Genomic DNA, 14462 nt, shown 5'->3' with positions numbered 1-14462 from the left:
CAATTTTCATTTTATGTATCGAGGCGTTACAAAACAAATTTAATGTATACGCTTGCAAATTTAAAATTTCAGATTATAATACCTGTATACAAGTATACTTGATTAATTAAGAAGGTGAAATGATGGTCGAATCAGAATTCCTATATCCCTCCAAATGGCTTTTAAAAGCCTCTGCTGGTGATCGCGTAACATCCGAGCTTAGAATGCGCATTATTTCTGGCGGGATTGAAAGCGGTACCATATTATCCGAAAATAAACTAGCTGCTGATTTCACTGTAAGTCGCTCACCCATTCGTGAAGCGTTAAAAATACTGGCATCCGAAAATATCATTCGATTAGAAAGAATGGGAGCCGTTGTTATTGGCCTATCAGAAAAAGAAATAGAAGAAATTTATGATGTCCGTCTGCTCATAGAATCCTTCGTATTTGAACGTCTTGTAAAGATGGACACTAATGATTTGGCGAAGGAACTTAGTAAAATACTCGAAATGATGAAAGTCGCCCTCAAATATAGTGATGCTGATGAGTTTTCATATCAAGATGTCTTGTTCCATGAAACGATTATTCGTGCAGTCAATCATTCACATATTCTGATGATCTGGAATAATTTAAAGCCTGTTATGGAAAGTCTCATTCTTTTGTCGATGCGTATGCGTTTTAAAGAAAAGTATGAAGACTTTACACGGATTATAAACAATCACGAACTTTATATTGAAGCAATCAAAGCAAAAGATAGAGACCTCATGATCAAGTCTCTACATGAAAACTTTGATGATGTTCAAGGTAAAGTAGAAGACCTATGGATGTCACAACAAATGCTATCTAAAGGAGTCGTGCAACAAAATGACTAACTATATGTTAGGTGTAGATATCGGAACCACAAGTACGAAAGCCGTTCTATTTAGCGAAAAAGGCGAAGTCATCCAACAAGAGAATATTGGATACCCGCTTTATACACCGGATATAGCAACAGCTGAACAAAACCCAGAAGAGATTTTTCAGGCTGTTCTGCAAGCCACTTCAAATATAATGAAACATCACTCACAAAAAAAGCTATCGTTTGTTTCATTTAGCAGTGCCATGCATAGTGTCATTGCGATGGATGAAAATGACCGCCCACTGACGCCTTGTATTACATGGGCAGATAATCGCAGTGAAGCGTGGGCACATAAAATAAAAGATGAGCTGAATGGCCATGAAGTCTATAAACGAACAGGAACACCCATTCACCCCATGTCACCATTAACAAAAATAGCTTGGATTGTGAATGACCTTCCTGAAACCGCTGTCAAGGTTAAAAAGTATATCGGAATTAAAGAATATATTTTTAAAAAGTTCTTTGATCAATATGTAGTGGATTATTCCCTAGCTTCTGCCATGGGTATGATGAATCTAGAAAAATTAGATTGGGATGAAGAGGCATTAAAAATTGCTGGTATAACCCCTTCTCAATTATCTGAGCTCGTGCCAACAACCAGAATATTTACCAACTGTGATTCAGATTTAGCAAAAAAGATGGGGATCGATCCACAAACATCGTTTGTCATTGGAGCTAGCGATGGAGTCCTTTCTAATCTAGGTGTAAATGCGATACGAAAAGGCGAAGTTGCCGTCACAATCGGGACAAGCGGTGCCATTCGAACCATTTTAGACAAGCCTCAAACAGACGAAAAGGGAAGAATATTTTGTTATGCCTTAACAGAAAAGCACTGGGTTATTGGGGGGCCGGTGAACAATGGCGGGATGGTCCTTCGCTGGATCCGCGACGAACTTGCCTCATCAGAAGTGGAAACAGCGAAAAGGCTAGGAATTGATCCATATGATGTACTAACCAAGATTGCTGAACGTGTAAGACCAGGATCTGACGGATTGTTATTCCATCCGTACCTGGCTGGTGAACGTGCGCCATTATGGAACCCAGACGTACGTGGCTCATTCTTCGGTTTAACGATGTCACATAAGAAAGAACATATGATTCGCGCAGCCCTAGAAGGAGTCATTTACAATTTGTACACCGTATTTTTAGCATTAACCGAATGTATGGACGGTCCTGTGACCCGAATTCAAGCTACTGGAGGCTTCGCAAGATCAGATGTTTGGCGGCAAATGATGTCTGACATATTCTCATCTGAAGTCGTCGTTCCAGAAAGCTACGAAAGTTCTTGTCTAGGAGCTTGTATTTTAGGCTTGTATACCACCGGACAAATCCAGTCCTTTGAAGTCGTTTCTGAAATGATTGGCAGTACCAACAAACATACACCAAAAGAAGAAGCGACCAAGGAATATAGGAAATTGCTGCCGATTTTCATTAACCTATCCAGAGTATTAGAAGATGATTATACACGGATTTCCAATTATCAAAGAAGCTTAATTAAACACTAAAAAGATAAAAAGCAGGGGGTAATTACAATGCCATTAGTTATCGTAGCGATTGGAATTTTAGCATTATTAGTTTTAATCATGGGCTTCAAATTGAATACCTTTATTTCATTAATCATTGTATCGTTCGGCGTCGCTTTAGCACTTGGAATGCCATTAGAGGAAATTGTCAAAACCATCGAAGCCGGATTAGGCGGAACCCTTGGTCACTTAGCGTTAATCTTTGGACTTGGAGCGATGTTAGGTAAGTTGATCGCTGATTCTGGTGGTGCTCAACGAATTGCCATGACCCTCGTAGACAAATTTGGTGAAAAAAATATCCAATGGGCAGTCGTAGCTGCTTCATTCATTATCGGTGTGGCGTTATTTTTTGAAGTAGGATTAGTATTGTTAATTCCAATCATATTTGCCATTTCAAAAGAATTAAAGGTTTCTATTTTATATCTCGGGATTCCGATGGTTGCAGCTTTATCCGTAACACATGGTTTCTTACCTCCACATCCAGGACCAACAGTTATTGCTGGTGAATATGGCGCGAACCTTGGTGAGGTTTTACTTTACGGTTTCATTATTGCCATTCCAACCGTTATTTTAGCTGGACCTGTATTTACTAAGCTTGCCAAAAAACTCGTACCTGCATCATTTACGAAAACCGGTAATATTGCCTCTTTAGGTGAACAAAAAGTATTTAAATCCGAGGAAACTCCGGGATTTGGTATCAGTGTATTTACTGCAATGCTTCCTGTTATTTTAATGTCTATTGCTACGGTTATTACTTTGCTTCAAAAAACAATGGGATTTGAAGATAGCAGTTTACTAGCAGCGATCCGTTTTATTGGTGATGCATCAACTTCCATGTTAATTTCCTTACTGGTAGCTGTCTACACCATGGGAATAGCACGGAAAATTCCAATCAAAAATGTAATGGCATCTTGTACAACGGCTATTACTCATATTGGGATGATGCTCTTAATCATTGGGGGTGGCGGAGCCTTCAAACAAGTACTGATTAATGGCGGCGTAGGTGACTATGTAGCTGAATTATTCAATGGAACTACATTATCACCCATCTTACTTGCCTGGATTATCGCTGCAATATTACGAATTTCCTTAGGTTCTGCAACTGTTGCAGCTTTAACAACCGCTGGTTTAGTTATTCCGATGTTAGGACAATCCGACGTTAATCTTGCTTTAGTTGTGCTTGCAACGGGAGCGGGTAGTTTAATAGCTTCACATGTTAACGATGCTGGTTTCTGGATGTTTAAAGAATATTTTGGTTTAAGTATGAAAGAAACATTTGCAACATGGACATTGCTTGAGACCATCATTTCTGTAGCTGGATTAGGATTTATTTTAGTACTAAGTTTATTCGTATAAACCATGATTCCCGGGCGGTAGATCCCCCACTTATTTTTCTTAGAATTTTCTAAGCCTATAAGTGAGGATCTACGGCCTATTCATTTCAAATAAAAGGAGCAGAAAAATGTCCAACACAATTGGTGTCATTGGTTTAGGGGTAATGGGCCGTAATATCGCCTTGAACATGGCTGGTAAGGGTGAGCAAGTCGCTGTCTATAACTATACGAGGGATTTAACGGATGATCTTGTTAAAAAAAGTGAAGGTCACTCCATCCATCCTTACTACGAAATTCAAGATTTTGTTTACTCCTTAAAAACTCCAAGGAAAATCTTCCTTATGGTAACAGCGGGCAAACCGGTCGATTCGGTAATAGGTACATTAGTACCCTTCCTTGAAGCAGGCGATGTGATTATGGACGGTGGTAACTCCCATTACAAAGATACGGAACGTAGATATGATGAATTGAAGTCAAAAGGAATCGGTTATTTAGGAATCGGTATTTCCGGCGGCGAAGTCGGGGCTTTAAATGGACCTTCGATCATGCCTGGTGGAGATAAAAACGTATATGAAAAAGCAGCTTCTATTCTAACAAAAATAGCAGCCCACGTGGACGCAGACCCTTGCTGTGTTTATATGGGTCCAAAAGGGTCCGGTCACTTTGTAAAAATGGTACATAACGGAATCGAGTATGCAGATATGCAATTAATCGCAGAAACCTATACATTTTTAAGAAAAAGGTTACGTTTATCTGTGAATGAAATTGCTGATATCTTTGAAATATGGAATCAAGGGGAGCTAAAAAGTTATTTAATCCAAATCACAGCAGAGATTTTACGGAAAAAGGATGATGTAACAGGCTTACCACTAATCGATGTGATTCTTGATAAAACAGGGCAAAAGGGCACTGGTAAATGGACAAGCATTCAAGCAATTGACAATGGGATCCCATCATCCATTATTACAGAGTCATTGTTTGCCCGTTACATCTCCTCTTTAAAAGAAGAACGAGTTTATGCAGAAAATATTCTAACAGGACCAGGGATTGATCAGCGAAGTTTAAATAAAGATTTGTGGATTGAGTACATTAGACAAGCTTTTTATATGGGTAAAATTTGTGCCTACGCGCAAGGATTTATACAATATAAAATGACTTCTGAACTTTACGGATGGAATTTACCTTTAAAGGATATTGCCCTTATTTTCCGTGGTGGTTGCATCATTCGTGCTGAATTCTTAAACGTAATAAGCGAAACATATCAAGAACAGCCGAATTTGGCTAATCTATTAATCGCCCCGTATTTTGCTGAAAAAGTTAAAGAGTATCAAAAAGGATTACGAAAAATTGTCTGTGAGGGTATTAATTCTGGCACTTCGTTTCCATGTTTAAGTGCTTCACTTACTTATTATGATAGTTACCGGACAGGCATTTCGAATGCTAACCTTTTGCAAGCACAAAGGGATTATTTTGGTGCCCATACTTATGAACGAAGTGATGCAGCAGGGTCCTTTCACACAAACTGGCAGTGATCGATAGTGGTAGTAAATCTCCAGTGCCCTAATGAAGTGGTTTTTCCCTTCATTAGGGCACTCCTTTGGAATACATTTTCCCCACAATGCTCTTGTGTCTATATTATGTAACAGACGTTGAGATTCTGAAGGGCAAGGGGAATAAATAGAAGCTACATGACAAAACGATTAATACATGTGCTGATTCTTTATACGGACCAGAACTTTACCAAAGCGTCCTCCTTGCTGAACAGGAATTCTCTTTCCTGCGTACGTCCTTCTTAAATAAGTTTCGGCCTTCTGTAATGACTGTTCATCTGTCGGCATCCCGAAGAATGAGAACCAGCCTAATGTATGTTTTACCGCCTCGTCCACCGACATCATTACCGTTTGGGTTTCACGAGTAATCAGGGTTTGAAAAGAATAGCCATATATATTTAATAGTTGGATGATATATGCCATATCTGACGTTTGTACTAGGTCCTCTTTTATTCCGACTACAGGGCGCAATTCCTGAATCAGACTATGCTCCTTAGGCCCAGCACTCGTACTGATGTAACAAAACTGGCTGGCACAGGCGAGCGCCTTCTCTACCATTTCCCAACCGAAAATGGCTGGACACATGGATGCAAACACCAGATCAAATTTGTTTTGCCATCCGTTCGTCTCAATAGATAACTCCTCAAATTGTTCCCGTACGATTTTAATGTTTTCCTTTATCGATGGCTTAATACTCTCTTCCATTAAGGCTGTCAACGGTCCTGAAGGCTCAACGGCAGTAACATTTGCCCCTTCCTCTGCAAAAGGAATACTGAAGACACCCGAGGCAGCACCAATATCTAGGATAGAGGAGTCTTTAATGGTAACTCCCTGTGTCCTTAGCCATCCCATAATTCTGGCTGTTCTTTTTATTCCCTCTTCATTAAATGCCTGCTTGTGGAAGCTTCTTGCCCTTGCCATATCATCAAACGAATGAGCCGGTACCGTTCCCGCTCTAAGCATTCGATTTACACCAGCTTCCGGATCGTTTATCCAAGCAGCCTTCCATACTTCGGGATCAAATAAAGACTGGGTCATTAATTAGACTTCCCTTCTACTAATTAGATTTTAAAGTCTACTAATATCTACACCTTGCTTCCGTATGGTGGTAAATATGAAACACCCTACAATAGACATTATAGACTTATTATATCTGCAATTCAATCAAAAAAATTTAAATGACTAAAAATTCATACCCTCACGCCGTGCGGCACAAGAACTTTCTCGACGAATGCCCTTATGCCTTCAAGCGTGTTTATATCCTCGGTCCGAAAATCTTTATCTCATTTTTGAACGATTGGACTAGTTGCTTCTGTTGTAGCTTTTGCCTCACCATGTCCTGCACCAAATAGGTTCAGTACCACCACGCCAATAACAATTAAAGCAATACCTGCGATACTTCCTGTATTGATTTTTTCTTTCCAAATCAATACTGAAATAAGCGTTGTAGCAACAGCCCCTACACCTGACCAGATGGCATAAGTCATATTTAAAGGAAGCGTCTTAAGGGATAGAGAGATAAAGAAGAAAGAGATCACAAACGCAACAATTGTGAATAGAGTCGGATACAATCTGGTAAAACCTTCTGAAGCTTTAAGCATTGAAGTTCCAATAAGTTCACCAACAATAGAGATTGCCAAGAAAAGATAAGCCATTATTCATTCTCCTTTATATATGTCTTCAATTCTTCCATCATTTTTTGCCTCATTTCCTCATTAGGAGGAGCAAGCCCAAACATTTCGGCAAACCACAAGCCGTCTATAGCTAATCGGACTATCGTGGAACGAACGGGATCCAATTCGTCGGTTTCAATTTTGTTTTGGATATTCTCATACTCGTCCTGAAGTAACTTTAGCATTTGAGGGTTCGTAAACTGTGCTGCTGAAAGAGCGGTATACAGGTCACTTGCATTCCGATCGCCAGAAAATGATGTATTCATATAAGCGCGAGTCCATCTTCCTTTGGAATGCATATCGTTTTCTGCTCTCTCATTAAATTCGGAGACAAAGCTGGTCGATAGTTGCTCAACCATTCCCAAAACCAATTCATCCTTATTCGGAAAATGGTAAAGCAATCCTCCTTTACTTATTCCCGCTTTCTTAGCCACCGCTTCTAACGTTAACTTCTCTACTCCTTCTTCGTGCACAATCATGGAGGCCGCTTTAAGAATTAATTCTCTTTTTAATGTTTTTTTAGTTGTATTCATATTGATCACCCCTCTTTACTATACCGTCCAGACGGTTTTATTTCAAGTGGGTTAAAGTTATAGATTGGGTATGTAAGCCTAATTGAGTTGGATTAGGTTTTGATACGTTAGGTTTAAGCTAAATAAAAAGAAGCCTTGGGCGTATAACATTTCAGCCAAGACTTCGTCAAATAAATATCTACCCAGCCCAGACATTCGGAAAAATTTCGCATCTGTTGGGTTTTAAGTGCCACCTATAGCTTAACTCTGCACATATTGTCTCAGCCATTGGAGTGCGGGACGTTCCGTGCCATTTGAGTTCAGCAGATGTGTATTCGATATCCAGGTTTGCCCCTGGATGTATCCCCAGAGCGTAACTCCCTTCACCGCGGAATGCTTCCATAATACCGGAAATTTCTCCTTGTATCTGGCAAGCTGGGTGTTGTCGTCGCCAGTTATATCCAGTTCCGACACATAGATTGGCAATCCTGTTGCCGCTAGCTTGTTCAGTACAGTGTTCATCGTGTTAACTGAGACAGTGTCCATGCTAAACTGGTGGCATTGAATACCAATACCGTCAATCAGGCCTCTGCTCTTGAGCTGATTAATAATATTGACATATTGGTCGGTTAACGAGGGATCGTTGATAATTCCATATTCATTAATCATCAGCTTGGCATTTGGAAAGGCTTGTCTTGCCTGTTGGAATGACCATATGACCCAATCCCATCCGGTCGATCCGTCACCTCCTATGGCATTGCGGAAGGATGGCTTCTGATGCAGGGGCTCATTCACCACATCTATAAACTCCGCATTCGGATAGCGTTGGCCTGCTGCTTTAATCCACTGGGTCACTTCCGCCTTCTGATCAGCAGCCGACAGTCCGCTAATCCAACCTGGCTCCTGAGCACCCCATACCAATGTATGGAACTTGAACGGGAAGCCATTGTTACGGGCATAATTGTAGGCGGTATCCGCCTGCGACCAGTTCATGTTGTTACGACTGCCTTCAACCGACCCCCATTTGGTCGAATTCTCTGGCGTCACCTGGTTCCAGTATGTTCCGAAACTTGCAGGGACACTTCCAGCAATGATATTCCCGAGGAATTTGCCACCGTTCGCCATACTGGCACTAGCCGGGTTTATCAGAACTGATGATAACAACACACCCGCCAACGCCAAGCCGCTTACCAACTTGCCCACTTTAAATTTCGACATACAATCTCCTCCTCATACGTATAGTTTTTTAATATCCTCGCCTCTAAATAAATCGCTTACATTTCCAATTATAAGAATGAAAGGTTATTATCCGCTACATGTAAAAGTAAAGATTTTACCCGAAAAACTTTACATCATTGCGGGGCGACTGAACACCTGATGCTCCTTTAACACATCGTTTCGGTTAAAATCTAGCCTCGTATCAAACGACAAAAAAGATTACTGCAAAAAGTGATATGCTCCCCTTACAGTAGCAAGTTTTATTATTTAACCTGTCTACTTTTTTGGAAGCATATCACTTTGGAGACTGCCCATTTAATAGTTTAAGAATTAAGGGCTCGTGCAATTGCATCTACATAACTTTGGCTAGCACGTTGGCTTACTTCTGCTTGCGGAACCATCCCCTCAAAGTTGTGGAATGTGCCGGGATACAGATGGAATTCAACGTCTACCCCAGCTTGGGCAAGGCGTGTCACATATTCAATCGTCTCATCTCGGAACAGATCGAGCTGGCCAATGCACGTATAGGTCGGCGGTAGCCCAGCCAAGCATTCCGCTCTCGACGGCACAGCGTATAGGGACACCTCGGTGTCTTCAGTACGATCCCCCAAGTACATGTTCCAGGCCGCCAAGTTGTTCTTCCGGTTCCATGGTGCGTTATCGGCCGTAATCTCATGACTTGACGCCGTAATACTACGGTCATCGATCATCGGATACAGCGGCATTTGAAAAATGAGGGCTGGCCCGCCTTTGTCACGGGCCATTAAAGCAAGTGCTGCGGTTAGACCGCCGCCCCCACTTGCTCCGGCAATTGCGACTCGATCTAAGTCGATGCCCAGCAGCTCAGCTTCGTCGGTCATCCACATCAAAGCGGCATAACAGTCATCGATGGCAGCTGGGTAGGGATGCTCGGGAGCAAGTCGGTAATCGACCGATACGACGACGCATTTAGCCGCCTGCACGAAGCGTTCGCACAAAGCATCGTCCATATCAGGATGCCCCATCACATAGCCTCCCCCGTGAATCCACAGCATGGCCGGAAGCCTAACGTCAGTTCGCTGGGCAGGTTCGTAGATTTTAACTAATATCTCGCCTGCTACGCTCGGAATCATCCGGCTTGTCGTGCGTACGTGCTTCGACTGCTCAATGGGAGGACTCGACAAATAGCTTCTACTCAGTTCTAAATTTTCTTCCAATTGAAATCCAGGAAATTGTGCAATTACCGACCTAAATTCTGGGTACAAACGATTTTCAAAATCCATGTGAATCACTCCTATGTTTGGTTTTTATAATCTTTTTTCCGTCTCCGCTTCCCACTGGGCTATTTCCTTCCGAACTCGGGGTGCTACCTCTGTTCCCAGCAGCTCAATGGCTTTCATCACCTCGGCATGCGGCATTGTACTTAACGGAACATACAGCATAAAGCGTGTAACACCTACATGTTTGCGAAGGTGAATGATCTTCTGGGCAACAGTCTCAGGATCGCCAACATACAGCGCACCTTCAAAGCTGCGCGCGGCATCGTAGCTGGAACGATCATAATGCGCCCAGCCCCGCTCCCTGCCTAATCTATTCATACCTGCCATCGTAGAAGGGAAATATGTATCTGCAGCTCGTTCATTATTCTCTCCAACAAATCCTATCGAGTGCGATCCAACCTTAAGCTGCGATTCGTCATGACCAGCGTGCGCTGCTGCCTTCTTATAAAGCTGTACAAGCGGTGCAAAATTCATCGGATTTCCACCAATGATCGCCAGCATCAAGGGCAGTCCTAACAGACCTGCACGGATAGCAGAATCCTGCCTGCCCCCGCTGCCAACCCATATCGGTAAAGGATTCTGAACCGGCCGTGGATACACACCCAAATTGTGAATCGCTGGCCGATGTCCGCCCTTCCAGGTTACTTTTTCGGACTCCCGTATTTTAAGGAGCAATTCCAGATGTTGTTCAAACAGCTCATCATAGTCTTCCAAGTCATAGCCAAACAGTGGAAAAGATTCAATAAAGGAACCTCGGCCCGCCATAATCTCCGCACGTCCATTCGAAATACCATCCAGCGTAGCAAAATCCTGAAAAACGCGAACGGGATCAGCTGAAGAAAGCACTGTGACTGCACTGGTCAGCCGAATCCGTTTCGTCTGCGCTGCAGCCGCTGACAGCACAATTGCTGGTGAAGATGCCGAATAATCCTTCCGATGATGCTCACCTACCCCAAACACATCAAGTCCCACTTGATCAGCAAGGATAATTTCCTCGACAACTTCGCGCAATCGCTGTGCGTGACTTATCACTTCACCTGTCTGAACGTCAGGCTTTGTTTCTACAAACGAAGTAATACCTATCTCCATGGTCCATCTCTCCTATTCTAATAGCTTTCTTTGTATGACAATCAAATACCGATAAAATATCATACCGATCGGTAATATATTTTTCCCAGTAAATATAACTCATTAAAAAGAATACTGTCAATAAATATAGTAAAAATACTTTGTTTTATCCTCATACTGATATCTCCTTGGTGCGATAAACCAATCTGCATTTGACAATATAACGGGCTAATTATAAGATAATAACATACTAATTGGTACGCAAATAAAAAACCCTGACAATTATAATCAGAGTTATTGAGTTAAGAATAAAATTACGAGCAATGAGAGGTATTGATTATGGGACGAATCCGCGAATTTGACGAAGATAAAGTATTAGATGCAGCAATGCAAATATTTTGGGAGAAGGGGTATGAAGCTACCTCGCTGAGTGATTTAACTTCCAGAATGGAAATTCAACGACCTAGTATATACTCCACTTTTGGAGGCAAAAAAGAATTGTTCGAAGCTGCGCTGCGCAAATACATGATGTCCCGTGCTTCTCTGATCCGAGCCAAGCTTCAAAGCAAACCATCTGTAAAAGAAGCATTTCGAGCTTTTTTTGAAGGTGTGGTAGATGAGGAATATACAGAAAACCCTAGAAAAGGATGCTTTTGCATCAATACAATGGTTGAACTTGCACCTCATGATGAGAAATTTGAAATTCTTACAAGGGAACATCAAATGTACCTATCGGTTATATTTCAAGAAACCATTGAACGAGGTATACAATCAGGTGAGCTTGAGATCGGGCTCAATGCGAAGGCTGTATCACAGGCGCTAGTCGTATCGTTAATTGGACTGACCGTAATGATAAAGTCTCGTCCAGAACGATCATTTATTGATAACACGATAGAGGTGACACTTACACTTCTTAAGTAATTCGGAGTGAATTCAATTTTAACGAATGGGTGTATTCTCGACGCACATGTCCCTCAGCGCAACAAAGGCTGCTGGATACATTTTCTCGGCAGCCTTTGTCGCGCCCATATTACATACTTCTTCGCATTTGCATGAGTTCAAAAGATTCTTTCACTGATCTTAATTTTGCATATATATACTTTATAATGTATATTAATTCAAAACTAATGAAAAGGGAGTACATCTAATGTCATTTTTAATAAGAAACGCTAAGCCTGATGATTTAAGCAGTTTGACCGAGTTAATGTATGAATACATCGTTGGTTTTTATCAAAACCCTAGGCCACCTATCGAAAAAATTCATAATTTGATTCAAACCCTTTTTGAGCAGCAAAACGGTATACAATTTGTGGCGGAACAAAATGGAGAATTAATCGGCTTTGCTACATTATTCTTTACCTTTAGCACGATGAAAGCAGACAAAATCACAGTTATGAACGACCTATTTGTATTGGAACCATTTAGAGATACAGAAGTAGAATCACAGCTTTTTTTAGAATGTCAAAAGTACTCACAAAATTATGGATATGCTCATATGACCTGGATAACTTCTACTGAGAATAAACGCGCTCAAATTTTCTTTAAAAAAATGGATGCTGTCCAAGGGAGAGATTGGGTTCACTTTTCATCGTAACAATACTTTTGATACGGTTTTCCGCGCTAACGGCAGTTCAAAGGGCACCTAATTGGTGCCCTTTATGCGTAACACATGTTTTCACGCATGCGGATATGGAAATGCCGATACAATTGAAGATAAGTAATTCTCCATGAAATTGTTCAACGTAGATCCATATGGGGTAAAGTTTGTTGGTCGTTAAATTGCGAAATAGCTCAGTCGACCAACACATCAGATACCATACACGAGAAAATGGACGAGCCCTTCGTTAAACGCTCCAAGGATACGATTAGACAAACAGTAACATGGATATGTATTAGAGTAAGCCTGGATATAGAGTATACTAGATGAGTATAAGTTCGATACACGATGACATTATATATGTATTGGTATTCAAATACAGCGCAGAAGAGGTTGAAAATGAGTCAGAAGCATTTTACAGATTACGCATTAAGTGAAGAAATTGTAAGAGCGCTCAATAGCTTGGGCTATGAGACGCCAACAGAGATTCAGACGGAAGTTATTCCTGTTGCGCTTGAGAAGAAGGATCTTGTCGCCAAATCGCAAACAGGTAGCGGCAAAACAGCAGCATATGGTATTCCAATTTGTGAGCTAGTAGATTGGAATGAGAATAAGCCCCAAGCTTTAATCCTGACGCCAACCCGTGAACTCGCGTTACAGGTCACCGAAGACATCACGAATATTGGACGCTTTAAGCGGATAAAAGCAACACCCCTTTATGGAAAACATCCTTTTCATATCCAAAAAGCTGAGTTAAAACAAAGAACGCATGTGGCTGTAGGTACGCCAGGACGTGTACTGGACCATATCGAACGAGGCACGCTATCCTTAGATCGGATTGCCTACCTCGTGATTGATGAAGCTGACGAGATGCTGAATATGGGCTTTATCGAGCAAGTCCAGTCGATTATTCAAGCGCTGCCTAGTGACCGGGTTACCATGCTATTCTCCGCTACCTTCCCTGAGGATGTAGCCACACTGTCACGTAAATATATGAAAGATCCTGTTAGAATTGAGATTAAAGCGACTGGTATAACGACCGCCACAATTGATCACTCTCTTATTCAGGTGAAGGAGTCAGACAAGCTGGCACTACTGCAAGATCTGCTCATTGTTGAGAATCCTGACAGCTGCATTATTTTCTGTCGTACGCAGGAGAATGTAGATACATTATTCAGAGCATTGGCTGATCTCGAATATCCATGTGATCGCATTCATGGTGGCATGGAGCAAGACGAGCGATTTGAGGTAATGAATGCATTCAGAAGGGGTCAATTCCGTTACTTGATTGCGACAGATGTTGCCGCCAGAGGGATTGATATCACGAATATCACCCATGTCATTAACTACGATATTCCCCTTGAAAAGGAAAGCTATGTTCACCGTACAGGACGTACGGGACGTGCTGGCAAAACGGGGAAAGCCATTTCCCTCATCACTCCTAAGGATGGCAGAAGATTAGCTGATATTGAAGCATATATTGGATTCGCGATTCCGCAGGTAAAGGCCCCCTCAGAAGAGGCTGTTGATCTCCGTAGAGAAGATTTTGAGCAGAAACTGCATGTAAAAACCGCACTCAAAAAAGATAAGCGCGAGCAACTAAACCAACAGATTATGAAGCTGAATTTTAACGGCGGTAAGAAGAAAAAACTTAGAGCTGTCGACTTCGTGGGGACCATCGCTAAGCTTGACGGAGTCACCGCAGATGATATCGGGATCATTACGATTCTGGATTATGCGACAGATGTTGAGATTCTGAATGGTAAAGGTCCACTGGTGCTTGAGATTATGAAGAATACGACCGTAAAGGGTAAGCTGTTAAAGGTACGCAAAGGGAATAAGTAGAAGATA

13 protein-coding genes are annotated in these 14462 nt (G+C 41.7%); 7 read left to right on the top strand and 6 right to left on the bottom strand.

The features are described from left to right. Nucleotides 1-119 precede the first annotated feature (119 nt). The 4 genes from NSS66_RS10485 to gnd all read left to right on the top strand — a co-directional run bounded on the left by NSS66_RS10485 (nt 120) and on the right by gnd (nt 5266). Nucleotides 120-851 (top strand): GntR family transcriptional regulator, encoded by a 732-nt coding sequence (locus tag NSS66_RS10485; RefSeq protein WP_028540932.1) that lies wholly within the window; start codon nt 120-122, stop codon nt 849-851. After that, nucleotides 844-2382: a gluconokinase gene (gene gntK, locus NSS66_RS10480; RefSeq protein WP_076295175.1), complete on the top strand. Its 1539-nt coding sequence runs from the start codon at nt 844-846 to the stop codon at nt 2380-2382. Before NSS66_RS10485 ends, gntK begins: the two co-directional genes overlap by 8 nt. Before the next feature lie 27 nt (nt 2383-2409). Then, entirely contained in the window at nt 2410-3756 is a 1347-nt protein-coding gene (locus NSS66_RS10475; protein ID WP_023991059.1) for a GntP family permease, read from the top strand. Nucleotides 3757-3862: 106 nt separating this feature from the next. Then, the gene (gnd, locus tag NSS66_RS10470) at nt 3863-5266 is read left to right on the top strand and encodes a decarboxylating NADP(+)-dependent phosphogluconate dehydrogenase (protein WP_023991060.1); all 1404 of its coding nucleotides are present in this window, start codon (nt 3863-3865) and stop codon (nt 5264-5266) included. A 168-nt stretch (nt 5267-5434) separates the two neighbouring features. Here the strand turns inward: gnd and NSS66_RS10465 are convergent, their stop codons facing one another. The 6 genes from NSS66_RS10465 to NSS66_RS10440 form a co-directional block, all read right to left on the bottom strand. Next, complete coding sequence (locus tag NSS66_RS10465; protein WP_023991061.1) at nt 5435-6322, bottom strand: class I SAM-dependent methyltransferase; 888 nt, start codon at nt 6320-6322, stop codon at nt 5435-5437. Between the two features lie 245 nt (nt 6323-6567). Continuing rightward, nucleotides 6568-6939, bottom strand: a complete 372-nt coding sequence (locus NSS66_RS10460) for a DMT family transporter (RefSeq protein ID WP_071558016.1) — start codon at nt 6937-6939, stop codon at nt 6568-6570. Next, nucleotides 6939-7490, bottom strand: a complete 552-nt coding sequence (locus NSS66_RS10455) for a TetR/AcrR family transcriptional regulator (RefSeq protein ID WP_075154982.1) — start codon at nt 7488-7490, stop codon at nt 6939-6941. Before NSS66_RS10455 ends, NSS66_RS10460 begins: the two co-directional genes overlap by 1 nt. Before the next feature lie 240 nt (nt 7491-7730). Continuing rightward, nucleotides 7731-8687 carry an endo-1,4-beta-xylanase gene (locus NSS66_RS10450; protein WP_340958905.1) on the bottom strand — a complete coding sequence of 319 codons (957 nt, stop codon included), beginning with the start codon at nt 8685-8687 and terminating at the stop codon, nt 7731-7733. Nucleotides 8688-9010: 323 nt separating this feature from the next. Further along, on the bottom strand, nt 9011-9949 hold the full coding sequence (locus NSS66_RS10445; protein WP_338533009.1) for an alpha/beta hydrolase: 939 nt from the start codon (nt 9947-9949) through the stop codon (nt 9011-9013). A gap of 24 nt (nt 9950-9973) precedes the next feature. Continuing rightward, entirely contained in the window at nt 9974-11035 is a 1062-nt protein-coding gene (locus NSS66_RS10440; protein ID WP_340958904.1) for an LLM class flavin-dependent oxidoreductase, read from the bottom strand. Between the two features lie 318 nt (nt 11036-11353). On the opposite strand from NSS66_RS10440, the gene NSS66_RS10435 reads away from it, so the two are divergent. The 3 genes from NSS66_RS10435 to NSS66_RS10425 all read left to right on the top strand — a co-directional run bounded on the left by NSS66_RS10435 (nt 11354) and on the right by NSS66_RS10425 (nt 14456). Then, nucleotides 11354-11935 carry a TetR/AcrR family transcriptional regulator gene (locus NSS66_RS10435; protein ID WP_023991067.1) on the top strand — a complete coding sequence of 194 codons (582 nt, stop codon included), beginning with the start codon at nt 11354-11356 and terminating at the stop codon, nt 11933-11935. 226 nt (nt 11936-12161) lie between these two features. After that, nucleotides 12162-12608 (top strand): GNAT family N-acetyltransferase, encoded by a 447-nt coding sequence (locus NSS66_RS10430; protein ID WP_160788352.1) that lies wholly within the window; start codon nt 12162-12164, stop codon nt 12606-12608. A 402-nt stretch (nt 12609-13010) separates the two neighbouring features. Further along, nucleotides 13011-14456, top strand: coding sequence for a DEAD/DEAH box helicase (locus tag NSS66_RS10425; protein WP_023991069.1), 1446 nt, complete (start codon nt 13011-13013; stop codon nt 14454-14456). Nucleotides 14457-14462: the final 6 nt, after the last annotated feature.

It is taken from the genome of Paenibacillus sp. FSL R10-2748 (assembly GCF_038005565.1).
GTDB lineage: Bacteria > Bacillota > Bacilli > Paenibacillales > Paenibacillaceae > Paenibacillus > Paenibacillus polymyxa_B.
The sequence above is the reverse complement of the archived record's forward strand: the minus strand, read 5'-3'. Positions and strand labels throughout refer to the sequence as shown.

What these genes read in the sequence shown, in the direction of transcription:
- NSS66_RS10485 (WP_028540932.1), top strand. Translation starts at nt 120, where the DNA reads ATGATGGTCGAATCAGAATTCCTATATCCCTCCAAATGGCTTTTAAAA.
- gntK (WP_076295175.1), top strand. Translation starts at nt 844, where the DNA reads ATGACTAACTATATGTTAGGTGTAGATATCGGAACCACAAGTACGAAA.
- NSS66_RS10475 (WP_023991059.1), top strand. Translation starts at nt 2,410, where the DNA reads ATGCCATTAGTTATCGTAGCGATTGGAATTTTAGCATTATTAGTTTTA.
- gnd (WP_023991060.1), top strand. Translation starts at nt 3,863, where the DNA reads ATGTCCAACACAATTGGTGTCATTGGTTTAGGGGTAATGGGCCGTAAT.
- NSS66_RS10465 (WP_023991061.1), bottom strand. Translation starts at nt 6,322, where the DNA reads ATGACCCAGTCTTTATTTGATCCCGAAGTATGGAAGGCTGCTTGGATA.
- NSS66_RS10460 (WP_071558016.1), bottom strand. Translation starts at nt 6,939, where the DNA reads ATGGCTTATCTTTTCTTGGCAATCTCTATTGTTGGTGAACTTATTGGA.
- NSS66_RS10455 (WP_075154982.1), bottom strand. Translation starts at nt 7,490, where the DNA reads ATGAATACAACTAAAAAAACATTAAAAAGAGAATTAATTCTTAAAGCG.
- NSS66_RS10450 (WP_340958905.1), bottom strand. Translation starts at nt 8,687, where the DNA reads ATGTCGAAATTTAAAGTGGGCAAGTTGGTAAGCGGCTTGGCGTTGGCG.
- NSS66_RS10445 (WP_338533009.1), bottom strand. Translation starts at nt 9,949, where the DNA reads ATGGATTTTGAAAATCGTTTGTACCCAGAATTTAGGTCGGTAATTGCA.
- NSS66_RS10440 (WP_340958904.1), bottom strand. Translation starts at nt 11,035, where the DNA reads ATGGAGATAGGTATTACTTCGTTTGTAGAAACAAAGCCTGACGTTCAG.
- NSS66_RS10435 (WP_023991067.1), top strand. Translation starts at nt 11,354, where the DNA reads ATGGGACGAATCCGCGAATTTGACGAAGATAAAGTATTAGATGCAGCA.
- NSS66_RS10430 (WP_160788352.1), top strand. Translation starts at nt 12,162, where the DNA reads ATGTCATTTTTAATAAGAAACGCTAAGCCTGATGATTTAAGCAGTTTG.
- NSS66_RS10425 (WP_023991069.1), top strand. Translation starts at nt 13,011, where the DNA reads ATGAGTCAGAAGCATTTTACAGATTACGCATTAAGTGAAGAAATTGTA.